Here is a 17,567-nt window from a genome sequence, read left to right on the forward strand (position 1 = left end):
ATAGGTTCAAACGACAGCTTTCCTCGGCTCTATTCTACCGAGAATTTTTGTCAGTTCGCTGCGCCTTAAGGGTTTAGCTAGAAAATCGTCCATCCCTGCTGCAAAACACGCTTCTCTTTCTGACTCCATGGCAGAGGCCGTTAAGGCGATAATTTTTGGTTGTACCACCAAATCTTTATTCGACCGTATTGCCCGGGTCGCTTCAATACCGTCCATTTCAGGCATATGGTAGTCCATGAAAATCACATCAAAGCAATTTTCTTTCATCAAGTCCAAGCACTCAATTCCTGTCGCCGCTACCATTGGATCGTATCCAATAGATCTGAGAATAAATGTCGCTATTTCTTGGTTGAGTAGGTTGTCTTCTACCAATAAGATGCGTAACCCCAAGTCGAGATCGTAGATCTCACGTTTGTTATTTGATAATTTCTTGCTAACCTTGCTAGTTTTTACAAGTGGAAATGATAGCTCGAAGTTCGTTCCTTTTCCTGGTGTACTTTCTACCTTGATCGTTCCCTTCATTGCCTCTATGAGTTCCTTTGAGATTGCTAAGCCAAGTCCCGTTCCTCCAAACCGCCTCGTTACTGAGTCATCAGCTTGGGAAAACGGCATAAATATCCTTGCTAGTTGATCATGATTCATTCCGATTCCGGAATCCGCTACTTTGATATGTAAAGCGCTAGTATCGCTATTCACGACTTCCTTAAAATCGAATTCAATGAAGCCACTCGATGTGAATTTTACCGCATTACCGATTAAATTGGTAAGAACTTGACCTAGTCGGAACTTATCACCCTCTACGATTTCGCTGTGACATTCGAAGTTCGAACTAACTTCAAGGCCCGACTTGTCTCCAGCAAGAGAATTAAGAAGTGTTAGTTGCTCCTCGTAAAGTTCAAAAAGTGAAAAGGGCTTCTTCTCTACCTCGATCGCAGTCGAATGCAGCTTCGAATATGATAGGATGTCATCGATAATTCTTAAAAGATTTTCACCGGAGCGAACCAAGACATCGAGCCACTTGGAAGCTAATTTCCGGTTGCCTAAGTTATCTCGGATAAGGTCTGCAACACCGATAATGCCATTCATTGGAGTTCGAATCTCGTGACTCATATTAGCTAAAAATAGCTTTGACGCTTTTTCAGCAGCTGTTGCTCGATCTCGTTCTGCTGCTAAAAGAATGTTTTTAGCTCCCAACTCTTGAGTTCGTTTCTCCACACTTTCTTCTAAGCGTTGGTTGGTCTTCTCAAGCAATACCTCTAAACTTTTCGCTTCGGTAATATTTCGTGATGTGATGACAACACAGTCGTCGAAATACTCCAAATCTAAATTGTAGTAGAGCGTTTCACCAGATTCTAAGGTAAATTCATTAACAAAGGAGCGCGGTTCCTTCGTTGCGAAACAGGCCTCTATTTCAGAGTAGACCTGTGCTTTCTCAATACCTGGAAATACATCACTCATCTTCTTACCAACCAGTTCTTCTTTCACCATCTTGATCTGGTTGAGAAGAACTTCGTTAAGGTATATATAGCGATATTCAGGCGATATGATCTGAAGGCCAAAAGAGCAGTTGCTAGTGACGAAATAAAAAACTCTCGATATCTCAGATCCTAGCTTTTGTTTCGCATCTTGACTCAATACAAATCCCTACTAAACTAATTCTTACCTTGTCTTCGGCATAAAAGCGTAAGGAATCTATACAAAATGAGGAGTAATTGACATTCAACTCACTCCCGCTACCTACTAATCATTAGAAATAGCGATATAGTTTAACTCGTACCTTCGCGGTGTGAGGACTACTTATCCAATTAGCCGAACCTGATGTCGAATACCTCTGTCCGGTGACGACTACTCGTATGGAATTTTCCGTTTTATCAACCCACTTAGCCCGATTAAATGATATAGAATTCAAGCCATAAGATCCTGTACTTGCATCAAAACCAAATTCTACATTGTGTGGGTTTCCACCGACCTCTTTCCATTCGATAAACACAGCGTAATCAAGGGTTCCCAAATTATGAGTAATCGTCTGATTATTATCCACCCAACCACTATCAAAGGTGGGAGTTGGGAATCCCGTTCGATCGGGGCAAAAGCTAATTCCTTCAGGAAATAACAGAGACCTGGGGTCTGAAAAGTCTACTTTAGTTTGCGTCAGTGGATCGACAACAATTGAGTCATCTGAAATCTTGTTGATGTCAGTGCCTTCTTCCACTCGGATAGCCCTTGCGATAAGCCCATCATTGCTAGGAGAACACTGAACCTTAACGGCCCACGATCCAAATACCCGCCCTTCGCTGGGAATGAACTCTTTGACGGAGCCTCCTAGAAATCGCTTTACTGCGACCCCACTGGCTGGGCAGGTCGTTGGTGTATAACTCTCTTTACACGAAACTGTTTTTAGTAGCATTCTTCGTATTGCTTCAAGGTCGCCTCTCATCTCAACTTTCTTCTGTGCTTTCAGCGACACATAAGTCATATCATTAAGGACTTTCGCTCCCATTCCCAGGATTCCCAGGGCAACAATAACATACATCATTGCACTGCCCTGCTCCGATCTCAAGTTCATCAATTGATTTTCCATAGCCGCACCTTGTAGTAAGCATTCTTTGTATTTGACTTGTATTCGGAAAAGCTTCCGCCGCTGAAGTACCGGCCTTCCGTTTCAATTGTTATCGAGTTTTCAGTTTTATCGAACCAAGTTGTTTGATTGAATCCTAAACCCAGTATGGCATTTGAATCGTAAGAGGTTGACGTTGAAAACTGGTAGAAATGAGATGGATCTGGGACTTTCTCTTTGTACTCGACATCAATCACGTAGTCCATAGTGCCGAGATGATGCGCAATTGTAGTACCCTTCTTAGTCCACGTAGACTCATAGTCAGGTTTCGGTAGAGAGGTGAATTTTTGATCGATAGAACAGACCTCGATACCTTCAGAAAAGAGAGCTTGCCACTGTTTGCCAGAATCAAGCTTGATTTCAACTTTCAGACCCCAGAGTGAGTCCGCACATAGTCCTCGAACTTGGTAATTTCCAACTTTCGACAAAGTCTCCCCAAACCGATCTCTAAAGGTGATCTGTTGCCCCTTAGATCCACACTGATTCACAGCGAGAGTCTGGTCACAGTCGACGGACTCTAACAAACGCATTTTAAGGTCACTTAAACCGCGACTGTCACTAATCTTGGCAAAACTCTTTTGAGTTTTAACGACGAGGCTTCCTACAGCAAGCGATGCTATGGATCCTAAAGCCAATGACATTGTTACAGTCACTAAATTAATACCATGTCTCCTGATTTTTAAAGGTGCTTTCTTCTATTTCGGAAAATCACCCAGAACTCGTGAGGACCATTCCAATACCCTATATTTTTCTATTAATAACTGCACCTTACACCATTTCTCCATACTAAATAAGATAGGTCTTGAAATATATGTGATCGACTGTTCTCGTAAACGAGAGGTAGGGCCAGTATAGACTTTCGAAGCTTTCGACTAAACACGAGCCATAGTGGAAATTGTTGAGTCTTACATGACAATCGTAATACCTAAAGTCATTTCAAAAATTTTCGATACAAAGCCAATGTAAGTATAGGGCTGGTGGCATTTGGAACAAACTTAGCTAGTCTGACTCGATGAAGACATGGCTCGAAGCGAGGAAGAGGCATATCGGGACTATGCTGACGACGGGCGACAACGTATCGCGTTTTTTAAGACATAGCAAAAACTTGTATTCCAAACGTCAACAGCCCCTATTCCCTTTGTGTTAAAGAGAATTGAAACATGACTTCAAAGGCTCTTTGGAGAATCTAATGAAAATTTTACACCTCATAGCTAGCGCCATATGCATGCTGAGTCTTGAGCTGAAAGCTGAAGAGCTTGAGGTCATCCACTGGTGGACATCGGGTGGTGAGGTAAAATCGGTCAATTCACTTAAAAAGATGTTTATATCTTCTGGCCACACCTGGAAAGATTCAAAAATCATAGGAGGAGGTGGGGAAAATGCCAACAAAGCGTTAATGCAACGCATTTCCAGTGGTGATTCTCCTGGGGTTGTCCAGCTGAAGTCGGCGTCGATCCCCCATTGGGGTTCCATGGGCGCATTACAAGAAGTGAATCGTACTGCTGTGAATCAGAAATGGGACAACATTCTCCCGACCGAGGTATCAAGAGGATTAAAGTATAAAGGATCATATGTTTCCGTCCCACTGAATGTCCATAGAATCAACTGGATTTGGATGAATGCTGCAGTGATGAACAAGATCAATGCAAAGGCGCCTTCTAGCTTCAAGGAGCTTTTTGAAACTCTAGAGGCAATCAAGTCTAAGACTAAAGTCCTGCCTATTGCCCATGGAGGTCAATCCTGGCAGGATGCGACGCTCTTTGAGCAGGTCCTTCTTGCTATCGCTGGCATCGATACTTATCGAGGGATGTTCATTGATCTAGATGCTACTGTGGCCAAATCTGCCAAGGTCCTCAAGGTATTTCGAGTCATTCGAAAACTAACGACTTTCATGGCTGATGATCGAAAAGGCTTAGACTGGGATAAAGCTACCAAACAAGTGATCGAAGGCCGCGCTGCGATGCAGTTCATGGGTGATTGGGCTAAGGGGGAATTTTTAAGTGCTGGTCTTCAACCAGGAAGAGACTTTATTTGCTGGGTGACTCCCGGCCTTGAAGGCTTTATCTACACTATCGATGCCTTTGCATTTTTCAAAACCAAAGAGAACAAATCCAAACAAGCTCAGAGCCAACTCGCACAATTGATAATGACAAAGGAATTTCAAAGAGAGTTTAATAAAAGAAAAGGCTCTATCCCCGCTAGAACAGATGTCTTACTCAACGGTTTTGATAATTGCGCCAAGCAGTCTGCCAAAGACTTTTCTAGAACTGCAAATAAGGGTTTGCTAGCTCCAAGCTTTGCTCATGGTAATGCTCAACCATCCGATATACAAGGAGCATTGATTGAAGTCATATCTTTATTCATGAGTAGTTCAATGCCACCTGAAATGGGTAGAGATCGACTCATTTCAGTTCTTGAAGAATTCGAATAGATTGGACAACCATGGGCGCCGAGGAAATGAATTTCCGAAGTATTTCGAAGAGTGTTTCTCTTTGGATCTTCACGAGCATCGTGGTTATCACAATTCTTTCTCTTCTAGTTGCTGGAGTCCTAATATCAGATCGATTTCATGAACGTTCTAGAAATTCATCTCTTCATGCTGCAAAAATCACCGAACTCTCTCTGAATCAATACCTTAGTAAGATCGTGAGCGGCATCGACGCGATCAACAACGATATAGAACTTTCAAGGGATACTCTACTTTCTTTAGCTAGTCCTAACCCGCGAAGGACCAACTTCTATCGATTTCTCTATCGAATTAACGAGTTTGGCAAGCAATATGGATTGCACCAGGTATCAGTTTACCTAAAGCCCGTGGAATCAGAGTATCAATTGTTCGGAGCAATGGATAACGATAGAGGCGCAGTTTTCTCCTACCCTAGCTCCGATGGGAAAGGATCAGTCAAGAAGCTCAAGAGAGATGAGTATGGCTATATTTCCGGCGACAACAACTTCTCGAAGGATTTTCGATTCAAATTTCCCATTGTACTTTCCAAATTTTCTCAAAACATTGAGGTGCAAGGTAGCAGAGGGCGTCTATATTTATCACTTGTATACCCATTGATCAATAAACACCATGGTGTTGAAGAAGATCGTGGACAATTTTTAGTTAAAGGCATGAAGTATGGATTTATAAAAGCGTTCATACCGATGCCGGAAACGTTTCTCTCGCAGCTCGAAGACCAGACTGGATTAAAAATCAGCTTTTTCGACTTCAACAACAAGCATCTAGCTGGAATCAATGAGACTTACTCTGAGAGCCCTCATTTTTCATCAACTGGAATAGATGGTATTGAATACTTACATTACTTCTCACCAATTCTCCTATTTGATAAAAAAATTGCGATCATATCAACATCACTCCCTAGAAGTACCCTCATTCAGGAAATCGTTGGTATGTTAGCTATTGTAGTCTTTAGCATTGCAGGAAATTCCATTGTTGTGCTTCACTTTCTAAGGCGTCAGCTGCGCAGAAGAATTGTTATGCCCATCAAAGATCTATCAAATACTGCAAATATGATAACCGATGGCCATCTCAGCGAGTGGCAAAACATCAATATAGATACAACATGCGGCTATTCAAATGAAATTGATCTGCTAAAAACCTCATTTCGGTCCATGACTCGTCGCCTAGAGACCTTAATCAATGAGAAGATAAAGAATATAGAATCAATTCTACAAAATATTGAGCAAGGAATATTCTCGATTAAGGAAGATGGCACCATTCACCACGAATACTCATGCTATCTTGAGACTATCTTTCCAGACTGCAAAATATCTGGACAACGATATGACGAGTTGCTTTTCGCGACCGCCACCATCACTCAAGAGAAGATCGCTGCTACCAAGAGCGCTGTAACAGCTTCTTTAGGAAACGATAGCCTTGCTTTTGAGATCAATCGTGAGCACTTAATTCACGAACTCAATATAAGTCGTGATGGTAAGAGACAGCTTTTGGAGCTAGAGTGGTCCCCCATCATCGAAGAAGACATCATTCAAAAAATCATGGTCACTGTGAGAGATGTCACAGAACTCATTGAGCTTCGCGAGGAAAGTAAGAGTCGCGCTGGAGAACTATCGAAGATCGAGCAATTGATTGTACTTGATCATCCCACCTACACTCAGGTGCATCTGCAATCCGCTCATCTTCTAGAAGAATGCACTGACATTCTCGCATCCACAAAGGTCGATCCTGAAGACCTTGATCAAGTATTTATGAATTTACATACCGCAAAGGGCCTCTTAAGGCTTTATGGACTACGAGACGCAAGTTCTGTCATTCACACCATAGAAGATCGTTTCAAATCTCATAGTGAGGATCAAAGTATTCTACCTACTTTGAAAGTAGAAAGACTTTCGAATAGCATTCAAGAAGTTATCGAAATCCTTAATCAGTATAAATATATCAATGATGTTCGGCTTAATCGAAGTAGCCAAGACTTCAACTTACCCAACAACAAGATTGAAGAAATCAGAAAATCAGTGAACCAGTATATCTCTGATACCAACAAGGTTGATACCCTAATAGAGCAGATCACGGAGTCCTTGATGGGTACGCAGATATCCCTCGAATCCCAGCTTATCGGGCTTATGGGCCAAATGGAGGCTATTGCGAGGGAGCTGGGTAAGGAAACTCCCGTACTCAAATACTCGGGGCTACATCTTTTCATAAAGAAAGAGCGAAAGGATCAACTAGACAATATATTTACTCATCTTCTTCGAAATACGATTGACCATGGTATCGAGGGAACCGAGGAACGCAAACAGGCTCGAAAGAGTGTCCAAGGTACGATTTTCGTCCGAGTCAGAGTCAAAGATGACTATATTAACTTAGAGTACTGTGACGATGGTCGCGGCATTTCGATTGAAGACGTTCGATTAAAAAAAGAGTCGAACAATAAACTTTCCAATCTAGATGTTGCAAACTCAATCTTCGAGAAGGACCTTAGCACGGCAAAAACTGTTACCGACATTTCTGGTCGTGGAGTTGGTCTAAGTGCTGTCAAAGCAGATATAGAATCCTTTGGAGGTAGAATATCTGTAGTGCTTGCGGGTACTGCTGCCTCTGGCTTTACCCCGTTTAAATTTGTTATTGAACTGCCAATTAAATGGCTTAGCCCAAAGTTAGAAACCAAAAACGAGCAGGTGGGGTAGAATGAAGTATTTTATGCTGATCTTGTTTCTCACTGTTCTGGATACCATCGCTGTATCTCAGATAAAGGTCGCCTTTGTTAGGCCTGGAAGGCAATCTAATATTTTCTGGGGAAAAGTTTCGAAAGTGTTTGAAAAGGCCGCTCAAGATCTAAGTGTAAGCTATAGAATTCATATTGCGGGGGACTATATTCCCGAGAAAATGGAAAATCTAATTGGCTACATGAAAGCCTTAGATGACGCCATTAACAGCCAACCGGATTACCTCATAACTTATGTTGTTCGGCAAGAAACCATTAGATTACTCGAAAGAACAAAGAGTACAAAAACTAAGGTTTTTTTGATCAATGCTGCAATACCCGAAGAAGAGTTGGTTCACGTTGGCCGACCCAGGGACAGATTTCCAAACTGGTTAGGCCATATGCATCCAGATGATGAAAAGGCGGGATATGACTTGGCAAAGAATCTTATCACAATTGCGCAGCAGGATTTCACTGGTTCCTTGGAAATGATCGCTCTTTCGGGTAGCAAAGAGTCGAGTCCGGGCTATCTAAGAGCAGAGGGCCTAAAACAAGCTGTCAAAGACCACCCCAATGTCAAACTTAAGGAACATAGATATATCTACGACTGGTCTCCAAAACGAGCTAAAAGAACAGCGGAGAAGTTATTGGATAACACTAGCGCACCTAAAATCGTCTGGACTGCAAGCGATGCAATGGCACTTGAAGTCGCTGAAATTGCCATAAAAAAGAGTTTAGAACCAAACAAAAACATATTTATCGGTGGTGTTGACTGGCTTGATGGTGCTTTGACTGGGATTGAGAATGGAAAGATTGCTGTGTCCATGGGAGGTCATTTGATGGAAGCTGCGTGGGCCCTTATCTTACTACACGACTACCACCACGGTATTGACTTTGCTGATTCTCTAGGAACTCAAATTCAGTCTAAGATGAGTCCCATTCACAAAGACAACATTTCACACCTTGCCAAATCATTTCGGTTTGAACAACTTAAAACGATCGACTTCAGGAATCTTTCCAAAGTATATAACAAAGGCCTGAAGGTTCATATCACAAATCTGGAAGATACGATTAAGCAGTCTGAGTAATCATTTTTCTGGTCAAGTCTATTTGCCAATTCTAACAATACCACCTAGAGTACCTTGAAAAAAGGTTCCATTGTCAACGAAATCACCTGCCATCTGCAGAGTATTGCCAAAGATTCCAGACTTAACTCTCTTCCTTTTCATTAACGCCCCTGTTTCGAAGTCAATCGCTGCAAAGTCGTATCGGTTGAAAATCTTAAATGGTGAAATAGATGATTGATGGAGTACTGTTGTATATATTAGCCCATCAGCAAGAGACAGTTTTGGAACTGCTGCAGACGCGATTTCATTATTCCAAACCAAGTGACAACCTCTGTTGTCCTCAGCAATATCAACTCTAGCCATGCCTCCTAGAAAATATGCTCCTTGATTTTTATGAAGCTGCTTCTGATTAGAGTCTACTGGATATTGATAACCATAAGTGGAAGAAACAACAATGTTTCTATCAAAGCCAATCGCCGAATTTTCTGTTCCCGAGTTCCCTTCATGAAACAGTCTTAACTTACAGACAAGGGGGTGCCGTTTACCGTGTGGTTCAGCTCTAAACACCAAAAGTGACATTCGTGGACTGTCATTATCAGTAATCATGACGAATTCTTCGTTTTCTGGTCCGAAAAAGGTCGGTGTCGCCCCGCTACCATAGCTAAGCTGGCCCGGCTTGATACCATCCCCTCTCTGGTATGTCTCGCTCCAATCGATCTGTACGCTGCTATTTTCTCGTCGAGACAAAACGTACAAGGCCTTGTTCGTTACAACTGCGACTTTTCCATTTCTCGACGACGATATTGAGTTTGCTATAGTTTCATCATCAGCTATCTGCAACATAGAAACTTCCTGTGATACAGGATCAAGGTACCCCACTAGAGAGCGCTCAGAAGCAAACCATATCTTTCCATCGCTGCTAGGATTCACACTCGCAATTGCACCGCACTCGATATCTTGGCAAAAATTATTAATGTCCGGCGCTAGATCGAATTGTGTCGTGATAAGGAGTTGCCAGTTGCCATTCGTATTTCTTGCTTCAATATAGAGAATCTTGTAGTCACCATCCATCACCACAAGATGATTTTCGTCATTCAGGAAACCATAGATATTACCCAAAAGACTTCCTCCCGAAAATTCAAGGTCCGCCAAGGGCTTCAGAGAGTTCTGATCAAAAAGGTATATTACAGGCTGTCTTCTAAAGAGCTTAGTACAGATGGCAAAGACCATTTGATTCGCAGTTGCTAACACAGTCGGACAGGCAGCACTTAGGTGTTTGTAGTCAGCCTTTGCCGTAGCAAAGGTTGGGCCCGATTTCAGACTGGTGTCACTAGCAAAGAGATCCCCGTGCATTGTCTTGTATTTATAAAAACTAGAACCTGAACTCGGTAAGGCAGTTATAATTCCTAGAGATATAATCATGAATCGAACTCTATGTGACAGCCAGCTCTTCATACTTAACCCCGCTCATATGTAAAATACGGATTTTATCTCTAAAAAAGCGCTGATCAATTCAGATATGATAAATTGTGAAGCAGGGACTGTTAACGTTTCAAAGACACGCAGCTAGTCTGACTTCATATCGGATGCTTGTGAACATCCACAGCACCTAGTAGGTATGTTACTTCATTGGATCGCTTGCAACTTATAAAGTTCGCGTTTAGCAGTGAATTTAAACCGTCCTTACAGAGCGCTCCAATTGCTTAGTCAAGTTGAATTCTCGGCTAGGCGGCAAGGAGCGATCGAGGAGACAGGGCGTGCTGGGTACGGTGACGAGCGAGTGACGAAGTCAGCAACGCCGAAGCTTCAAATCGACTAGGCACTAGCAATGAAAATATCCTATTATTTGCTAGCTAAGAAGCTCAGCTTTTTCGACTTTTGAAGGACTCTGTCAAGATCTTCTAGCCCTAGGTATAAGCATGGAACGATCACCAGTATAATTGCCGTTGCAAACAAGATCCCGAACCCAAGGGAGATTGCCATAGGAATGAGGTGTCTGGCTTGACTCGACGTTTCAAGAATTATCGGAGTTAAACCTGCAAACGTTGTGATAGTAGTAAGAAAGATAGGGCGAAAACGTCGCAATCCAGACTCACTGATGGCTCGATCGGCAGGTAGTGAGTCTCGCTTTTGATTGGCATAGGAAATCATAATCAAGGCATCGTTAACCACAACCCCAGACAATGCAATTAGCCCCATCAGACTAACCAAAGACAAATCATATCCCACCCTGCTATTGCACGGGCGGCTTTCAGGCATTCTTGAGCTGCCTTAAGACCTAAGTTTCCAGCCATCCCTTGTGCCATCAAACCCTTAAGTTGGTCGTCTTCAAATACACCCCACCAAGGTCCCTGTGTTGTAACAGAACCGCTTTGTGAAAACTGCATGGGAATGGCAACGGGAGTCTTTAGCTGCTCCTTCCACTGACTGCTACAAGCCTGGGCTAGGAGGGTCACAGCAGCCAAGTTAGTTCGCAAGCTATGGAAGCTACGCAGTTGCAACAAAGGCTGGCTCCGAAACGTCTTAGAGAATATGTTTGGCCAGATCGTAGCGTATATTCCATAATGTCCCTAGGGTACTGCTGTAATAATATGATGCACCTTTGCCCAGCTAGAAGCACTTACATAAACTCTGTCATAGGCAGATAATTTAGTCCCGCAAACTTATCTAGTCCTTATTAACTTCCGATCGAAGATCCAGACACTGGTTTTACGTGAGGAAGTATGGAAGCATCAAAAATTATCCAAAAGACAGCGTCCGAGAATGATTTGCTTGAGGATCGGGAAAGACACGATAATCATCTCATTCGCCTATTTACTGAAGAGAATGAAAATTTAAGAGCAGGCCTTTCAACCATACAGAAGAACATCGCTGAAGCAGTCAGCTCCAACAACGAGACCATTGAATCCAACCAAGACACACGAGAAAAGTTTGATAGTATCTTATCAGAGGTCAATGCGCTCGCTCGCGAGTCTGTGCGACTTTCTGAACTTTTGGTGAATGTCGAACAAAAAGTTGCAAAGCTGAGTGAATCCATATCAGATATTCAAGGTTTCTCGAAGTCAATACAAGGAATTGCTGACCAAACAAACCTTCTTGCTCTAAATGCGACCATTGAATCGGCACGGGCAGGAGAAAGTGGAAGGGGCTTCGCAGTTGTTGCCAATGAAGTAAAGGAGTTGTCCAACCAAACATCTGCCCTTACAGATAACATTAATCATTCGGTAAGCTCAATTGTCGAGGAAAGCAAAGACATAAGTATCGCTGTTGCGGATGCTAGCGCAAGCAGTACCTCAAGCACGGAAAAAATGTCTACTTTTCTAGATGATATTAGCGATGTCATACAGAAGAACAACAATTCCAGTCGGCGGGTTTCCAAAGTTAATGATCACATATTCATCACTCTCGCCAAGCTTGATCACGTCATCTGGAAGGTCAATACATATCTTTCAGTCGCTAGGCAGAAGGAAGAATTTCAATTTGTTGACTACCATAATTGCAGACTTGGCAAATGGTATTACGAAGGTGATGGAAAGAAAAGCTTCTCCCACCTCCCAAGCTACTCCCAGCTTGAGCTACCACACTCAAAGGTACATCTTGGCACTAAAGCAGTCTTTGAACTTCTGCATGATATCGATTCTAACTTTGAGAAGCTGAAAAAGTCCCTCCAAGACATGGAGGAGGGCAGTCAAGGGGTTTTCGAGATACTAGACCTCATTCTTCACGAAAAACAGACTTAGAGTTTTCATTACCCTAGTTCAGGATTCTATCTGCCTCTCATATATTCCACAAGCTGATCGAAGCAAGTCCCCCAGCCATCAAGGAATCCCATTTCATAGTGTTTCTTCCAAGCATCTTCTGAGGCATGCCTAGCTATGGCAGTATACTTGGCACCTTTTTCGGTTGGCTCGATTGTTATTATTCCAGTCCAAGGAAAATCACCCTCGCCAAATGCAGGAACGGGCCGAAAGCCAGGCTCCATACAGTTGGTCCAACTCAAGCGCAGGCCTTCAACAATCTCTAAGTAGCAACCAACTCCCGGAAACTCCTCGCCCTCGGGCGAACACATCACGGTTCTAAAAATGCCTCCAGGACGAAGGTCGATTTCGCAGTCGCTAAGCTGCCACGGTTTCGGAACAAACCAATGTTTGAGATGTTCAGGTTTGGTCCAAGCCTCCCAGATGAGTTTCGAAGGGATATCCACGTCACGCTCGATCACGAGATCAAGTTTTGGATCGATAACAACCATGCCTACTACTCCTATTCCTTAGATTGAAGATCATTGAGATACTCTTCGAGCCGATCAAGTCTGGCTTCCCACATTCTTCGAACACCATCCAAGTAATCAGTCATTTCATTAAGCCCCTTAGGGTTTATCGAGTAAAGCCTTCGTTGGGCGTCTTTTTTGACTTCAACAAGGCTATGTTCTCTTAATACCTTAAGATGCTGCGAGATTGCAGGAGCCGATACCTTAAATCGCTTGACGATGTCTGATGCTGTCATCTCGCCCTGCTCCGCAAGCAGGCTTACAATCTCTTGTCTTCGAGGTTCTGCTAAAGCAGCAAATGCGTTCATTCTTGACCTCCTCACATTATTAAGTATCGGCTTATTTAAGTAAATAGTTAATTTAAAATTTCATCTAAGTCAAAGTGAAATCGTTTCTCATTCATGCCAGACTTACGGATCAATACTTCTAGAGAGCTACCATTCTCGCTTACTCTGGCTGCACTTATATAAACAACCAATATAACAGAAAAACTCTTCATAGATCCCGAAACATCCTAAAGCTTTCTCAGGGATGTCCGATAGTGATAATTATTATCAACTTCATTTTTCTTCATTTTTAAATTGCATTGTGATAGTAAGAATCGATTTTATTTTGAACGCCTTTAAAGAGCCTGGGGGAAACATACATGGCCCTGAATCTTCATTCAAAAAAACTCATTTTTATTCTCGGTGGTTTACTTCTCTCCTGTTCGTCAGACGACTCTGATGATTCTGGCAGTTCCAACACTATTGCCAACTATGAAAGCGCTTCAGATGTGATCACTAGCCTCACAGGTGATGTGAAGTCATCCTATGATGCCGCACCGGAGACCTATACGTTCACGAGGGACAACGCCTCTACCGTCAGTTATACTGGTCAAACATTCCGACAGGTTTTAATTGAGGATTTGAAGACCTATATTGAGACTCTTGAGCAAGGGACCTACCAAGGCTCCAGCGATGATGCTCTAGCATCTCTCAATTCTTACGTTTCCTATTCATACGACAACTCTTCGGTTGCCAGCGGTGCGATCAACGGCTCTTCAAGTTTTAGCGTCACCGCTAAAGATACCAGCGAAACAAGCATCGCCATTGCCGAGGGAACAACATACGCTGTAATTCAAGATCCTGGCTCCAACCTTCTTGGCAAGTTTGCTGGCAACGATAACGAAGAGCTGCCCCGCGATAGTTTTTTAGGTTGGACAACCCTTGAGTTTAACGGCCAGGATCTCAGCAGCCTCGATATCGATAGCTCTGGCGATGGCAAGGTTGAGCCGGAAGATCTTCTCGGAGCGTGGCTACGCATCATCGCAGACCAAGCAGTTGATGGCCAAGCCTTTACCGTAGCTAATGGCGACCAGCCTGCGCAGAGTGTGACTGCTGCCTACCTAACTGAGTCGGGACTCGACCTTAGACAGTTGGTTCAAAAATTTATTCATGGGGCCGTGAGCTTTTCCCAGGCTACCGATGACTACCTTAGTGTGACCCGTGGTGACGAAAAGGGAATTTTAGCCGACAACTCAGGGCCCGCAAAGGCTGATGTGGTCTATACTGCCCGCGAGCATCATTGGGACGAAGCCTTTGGCTATTTCGGAGCTGCGCGCGATTTCTTATCTTACACAGACGATCAGACTAAGAACAAACTTTCAATCGATACCGATAACAGTGGTTCCATTGCGCTGCTATCTGAGAAAAACTTTGGAATCTCAGTCAATGCAGCTAAGCGAGACTCTGGCAGCACCACTGGCTTAGATCTATCGTCAACAATTATGAATTCATTCGTTAAAGGTCGTCACCTGATCGCTGAAAAGCCAGAGGGTTACGAAACTGCTGTGACCGCTCTAGCAACAATGATTCGTATCGACTGGGAAAAAGTCTTAGCTGCCACCGTCATTCACTACATCAACGACACCATCTCTGAGATGGACCAATACGGAAGTTCGGAATACCTTTTCACTGACCACGCAAAGTTTTGGTCAGAGATGAAAGGCTTCGCCCTTGGTCTGCAATTCAGCCCTGAGAAGATTCTTAGCGATGAGCAGTTCACACAGCTTCATACCTTGTTTGGAGATGCTCCCGTGTTAGGTAGCGCTGGCAGCGACGCCCTAGCAACTTACAAAACATCACTACTTGAAGCACGTGCCCTTCTACAAAGCGCTTATGCTTTTGATGCCTCTGACGTTGAAAACTGGTAATTCTGAGTAAGGGGGTCAAGCCCCCTGGAGTGATTATAAAATGATCCGTCTACCTTGTGCCTTTACGGCGATTCTACTACTTGGCAGCTGCTCAGATAGCAGCTCAAACTCCGAAACCGTCTCTCTTTATACTTTCGATCGCCTTGAACTCTTGCAAAGCATTGCTAGCTATACCAGCAGCAGCTTTGAAACATTCGCTGGGCAATCTTCTGACTTTGCAGAAAATGTTACTGGGCTTTGCGAGCAAAGCTCTGATGGCAATGCCTACGGAGCCGAGCTAGAGCAATTGCAAAACTCTTGGAAGTCCATGATGGCCCGATGGCAAGAGATTGAAGCCTATCAATTTGGGCCTCTAAACGATAACGCAGGAACGTTACGATATGATATTTATAGTTGGCCACTGGTGAACTACTGCACAATCGATCGCGAAGTTAGCAATTTGCGAGCAGCTGGAGATACCTATCAACTAAGCGATAAGGATTTAGCAAAAGGCTTAGTGGCTCTTGAATATCTTCTATTCGATTCCGACCTCAACCATGACTGCACCGACTCCGTTAGCGAAACTGTTGGTTGGAACGATCTATCTGAAGCAGATCGAAGAACAAACCGGTGCCTTTATATGGAACTTGTAGCTAATGACCTTAGTCAACAAGCTGCAACGCTTCAGACTCAATGGCAGTCGACCTATGCTACAAACCTAGTCGCTACAGGCACAGATTCTGAACTTCAAGATCGCATCAATCGCATTTCCGATAGTCTCTTTTTCATCGATGGATCGGTTAAAGATCGCAAGCTCGGAGTGCCACTGGCAATTAACGACCTCTGTCCAGAATTTCCTTGCACGGATGAGGTAGAAAATCCTTGGTCGGGCCAATCTTTGGCAAGCGTCCATTATAATCTTCGAGGATTTCAAGCGGTTTTCCAGGGTTCAGATGATTCTGCCTTGGGCTTTGATAGCTTCCTATCTGAGGTGGGTCGCAGTGATTTGGCAGATGCTATTAACGAATCCATTGACTCCGCTATCGAAACTTCGGAAGCTCTTGCCACAGAAGATTTGGCCTCACTTCTAACTGAACGTTGCCCAGATCTCGATGTCGATGAGCAAACTGGGGTATGTAAACTCTATTTCCAGGTGAAGGTTATCACGGATGAACTCAAAGGTGAGTTCACAGAGATACTTCAGCTTGAACTACCTCAGCAAACTGCAGGTGACAACGACTAAGTAGGAATCGCAGCATTGCCTGAATTTGTTTTGGACTTTTTTCAATCTCTTCTCGATCCAGGTCGCATGGTCCTAGACCCTAGCAAGCGGGTCTACTGGCTCTGCCTTTTGGGTTCTCTGGGAATGATACTAGTCCTCTCAAAGAAAGGCGAAATCAAGAAGCATCTAGCATTAGCATTCTCTTCTAAAATATGGTTTCATCGGTCTTCAAGGACCGATGTCTTCTTAGTCGCTATCAATGGCATTCTCAGGCCTTTAATCCTACCTGCTCAATTAAGCTCGGTCGCAGCTATTGCTGCACTAGTCTCCTGGTCACTGACAAAGATTTTTGGTGTTCCAGGATTGGAAAGCACCCCTTGGCTGGTTGCCATGGGATTCACTTTGGTCACTTTTATTGCTGACGATTTTTCTCGCTTCTTTCTCCACTATTGCCAGCATCGATTTTCGTTCCTTTGGGCGTTTCATAAAGTACACCACAGTGCTGAAGTCTTAACCCCTCTGACTTTGTATCGGTCCCATCCGGTGGATATTCTATCTTCCCGTTTGCGTCATATTGTGTGTCATGGCTTGGTTACGGGACTGTTCTTTTTCCTGTTTCAGCAGCAGCTCAACGGTTGGGATATTCTGGGAGCTAATGCCTTTGCATTTATTTTCAATGCTCTAGGGGCAAATCTTCGTCACAGCCATATCCCGATCCATTTCGGATTGTTGGAACGAATTTTCATAAGTCCACTAGCTCATCAAGTTCATCATAGCCTGGAGCAGGCGCACTACGATAAGAATTTTGGCTCCTGCCTTGCCCTTTGGGACAGGCTATTCGAAAGCCATATCGATGGCCGCGATGTTGAAGGGCGAGACCTTTCCTTCGGCATTGAAGAGTCATACCCCAAAAAGTACTCGTTGGTTTCGATTTACTTAAGCCCCTTTCAAGAAGCTTTCAAGGCCAAAGAGCCAAAGCTATGCCCCGAAGCAGGGCTTGACCCTACAGACCCAAAACCTATAGAGTCGCCCATGGCGCTGCAAGGCTGA

At 43.6% G+C, this 17,567-nt stretch carries 14 protein-coding genes and 1 pseudogene; 7 read left to right on the top strand and 8 right to left on the bottom strand.

Annotated features, from left to right (window positions below):
* Window positions 1–6: 6 nt before the first annotated feature.
* The 3 genes from B9N89_RS08415 to B9N89_RS08425 form a co-directional block, all read right to left on the bottom strand.
* Complete coding sequence (locus B9N89_RS08415) at window positions 7–1,635, bottom strand: ATP-binding protein (RefSeq protein WP_132317435.1); 1,629 nt, start codon at window positions 1,633–1,635, stop codon at window positions 7–9.
* A 112-nt stretch (window positions 1,636–1,747) separates the two neighbouring features.
* Complete coding sequence (locus B9N89_RS08420; RefSeq protein WP_132317433.1) at window positions 1,748–2,581, bottom strand: hypothetical protein; 834 nt, start codon at window positions 2,579–2,581, stop codon at window positions 1,748–1,750.
* Window positions 2,566–3,270: a hypothetical protein gene (locus tag B9N89_RS08425; RefSeq protein ID WP_132317431.1), complete on the bottom strand. Its 705-nt coding sequence runs from the start codon at window positions 3,268–3,270 to the stop codon at window positions 2,566–2,568. Before B9N89_RS08425 ends, B9N89_RS08420 begins: the two co-directional genes overlap by 16 nt.
* 536 nt (window positions 3,271–3,806) lie before the next feature.
* Between B9N89_RS08425 and B9N89_RS08430 the strand changes: the two genes are divergently transcribed.
* The 3 genes from B9N89_RS08430 to B9N89_RS08440 are packed head-to-tail and all read left to right on the top strand — an operon-like array spanning window position 3,807 to window position 8,876.
* Window positions 3,807–5,048 carry an ABC transporter substrate-binding protein gene (locus B9N89_RS08430; protein ID WP_132317429.1) on the top strand — a complete coding sequence of 414 codons (1,242 nt, stop codon included), beginning with the start codon at window positions 3,807–3,809 and terminating at the stop codon, window positions 5,046–5,048.
* Window positions 5,049–5,074: 26 nt separating this feature from the next.
* On the top strand, window positions 5,075–7,771 hold the full coding sequence (locus tag B9N89_RS08435) for an ATP-binding protein (RefSeq protein ID WP_159455238.1): 2,697 nt from the start codon (window positions 5,075–5,077) through the stop codon (window positions 7,769–7,771).
* A 1-nt stretch (window position 7,772) separates the two neighbouring features.
* Entirely contained in the window at window positions 7,773–8,876 is a 1,104-nt protein-coding gene (locus B9N89_RS08440; RefSeq protein WP_132317425.1) for an ABC transporter substrate-binding protein, read from the top strand.
* A gap of 18 nt (window positions 8,877–8,894) precedes the next feature.
* Here the strand turns inward: B9N89_RS08440 and B9N89_RS08445 are convergent, their stop codons facing one another.
* From B9N89_RS08445 to B9N89_RS08455, 3 genes and pseudogenes are all read right to left on the bottom strand, one after another.
* Window positions 8,895–10,277 (bottom strand): hypothetical protein, encoded by a 1,383-nt coding sequence (locus B9N89_RS08445; RefSeq protein WP_132317423.1) that lies wholly within the window; start codon window positions 10,275–10,277, stop codon window positions 8,895–8,897.
* Between the two features lie 420 nt (window positions 10,278–10,697).
* A pseudogene (locus B9N89_RS08450) lies at window positions 10,698–11,084 on the bottom strand (efflux RND transporter permease subunit); the annotation flags it as partial.
* Window positions 11,054–11,359 (bottom strand): hypothetical protein, encoded by a 306-nt coding sequence (locus B9N89_RS08455; RefSeq protein ID WP_132317419.1) that lies wholly within the window; start codon window positions 11,357–11,359, stop codon window positions 11,054–11,056. The pseudogene B9N89_RS08450 and the gene B9N89_RS08455, both read right to left, overlap by 31 nt.
* A 219-nt stretch (window positions 11,360–11,578) precedes the next feature.
* On the opposite strand from B9N89_RS08455, the gene B9N89_RS08460 reads away from it, so the two are divergent.
* A complete protein-coding gene (locus B9N89_RS08460; RefSeq protein WP_132317417.1) occupies window positions 11,579–12,595 on the top strand; it encodes a methyl-accepting chemotaxis protein in 1,017 nt (338 codons plus the stop codon).
* 26 nt (window positions 12,596–12,621) lie between these two features.
* On the opposite strand, the gene B9N89_RS08465 is transcribed toward B9N89_RS08460, so the two are convergent.
* Window positions 12,622–13,104, bottom strand: coding sequence for an SRPBCC family protein (locus tag B9N89_RS08465; RefSeq protein ID WP_132317415.1), 483 nt, complete (start codon window positions 13,102–13,104; stop codon window positions 12,622–12,624).
* Between the two features lie 11 nt (window positions 13,105–13,115).
* Entirely contained in the window at window positions 13,116–13,430 is a 315-nt protein-coding gene (locus B9N89_RS08470) for an ArsR/SmtB family transcription factor (protein ID WP_132317413.1), read from the bottom strand.
* Window positions 13,431–13,768: 338 nt separating this feature from the next.
* On the opposite strand from B9N89_RS08470, the gene B9N89_RS08475 reads away from it, so the two are divergent.
* From B9N89_RS08475 to B9N89_RS08485, 3 genes are read left to right on the top strand one after another with little or no spacing between them, the layout of a single operon-like run.
* A complete protein-coding gene (locus B9N89_RS08475) occupies window positions 13,769–15,316 on the top strand; it encodes a DUF4856 domain-containing protein (protein ID WP_132317411.1) in 1,548 nt (515 codons plus the stop codon).
* A gap of 40 nt (window positions 15,317–15,356) precedes the next feature.
* On the top strand, window positions 15,357–16,538 hold the full coding sequence (locus B9N89_RS08480; RefSeq protein WP_132317409.1) for an imelysin family protein: 1,182 nt from the start codon (window positions 15,357–15,359) through the stop codon (window positions 16,536–16,538).
* A gap of 30 nt (window positions 16,539–16,568) precedes the next feature.
* Entirely contained in the window at window positions 16,569–17,567 is a 999-nt protein-coding gene (locus tag B9N89_RS08485) for a sterol desaturase family protein (protein ID WP_234996080.1), read from the top strand.

It is taken from the genome of Pseudobacteriovorax antillogorgiicola (assembly GCF_900177345.1).
GTDB classification, from domain to species: domain Bacteria; phylum Bdellovibrionota_B; class Oligoflexia; order Oligoflexales; family Oligoflexaceae; genus Pseudobacteriovorax; species Pseudobacteriovorax antillogorgiicola.

Excerpts from the sequence above, each read along its gene's own strand:
- B9N89_RS08470 (WP_132317413.1), bottom strand. The coding sequence starts at position 13,430 with ATGAACGCATTTGCTGCTTTAGCAGAACCTCGAAGACAAGAGATTGTA.
- B9N89_RS08445 (WP_132317423.1), bottom strand. The coding sequence starts at position 10,277 with ATGATTATATCTCTAGGAATTATAACTGCCTTACCGAGTTCAGGTTCT.
- B9N89_RS08440 (WP_132317425.1), top strand. The coding sequence starts at position 7,773 with ATGAAGTATTTTATGCTGATCTTGTTTCTCACTGTTCTGGATACCATC.
- B9N89_RS08435 (WP_159455238.1), top strand. The coding sequence starts at position 5,075 with ATGAATTTCCGAAGTATTTCGAAGAGTGTTTCTCTTTGGATCTTCACG.
- B9N89_RS08460 (WP_132317417.1), top strand. The coding sequence starts at position 11,579 with ATGGAAGCATCAAAAATTATCCAAAAGACAGCGTCCGAGAATGATTTG.
- B9N89_RS08475 (WP_132317411.1), top strand. The coding sequence starts at position 13,769 with ATGGCCCTGAATCTTCATTCAAAAAAACTCATTTTTATTCTCGGTGGT.
- B9N89_RS08430 (WP_132317429.1), top strand. The coding sequence starts at position 3,807 with ATGAAAATTTTACACCTCATAGCTAGCGCCATATGCATGCTGAGTCTT.
- B9N89_RS08420 (WP_132317433.1), bottom strand. The coding sequence starts at position 2,581 with ATGGAAAATCAATTGATGAACTTGAGATCGGAGCAGGGCAGTGCAATG.
- B9N89_RS08480 (WP_132317409.1), top strand. The coding sequence starts at position 15,357 with ATGATCCGTCTACCTTGTGCCTTTACGGCGATTCTACTACTTGGCAGC.
- B9N89_RS08465 (WP_132317415.1), bottom strand. The coding sequence starts at position 13,104 with ATGGTTGTTATCGATCCAAAACTTGATCTCGTGATCGAGCGTGACGTG.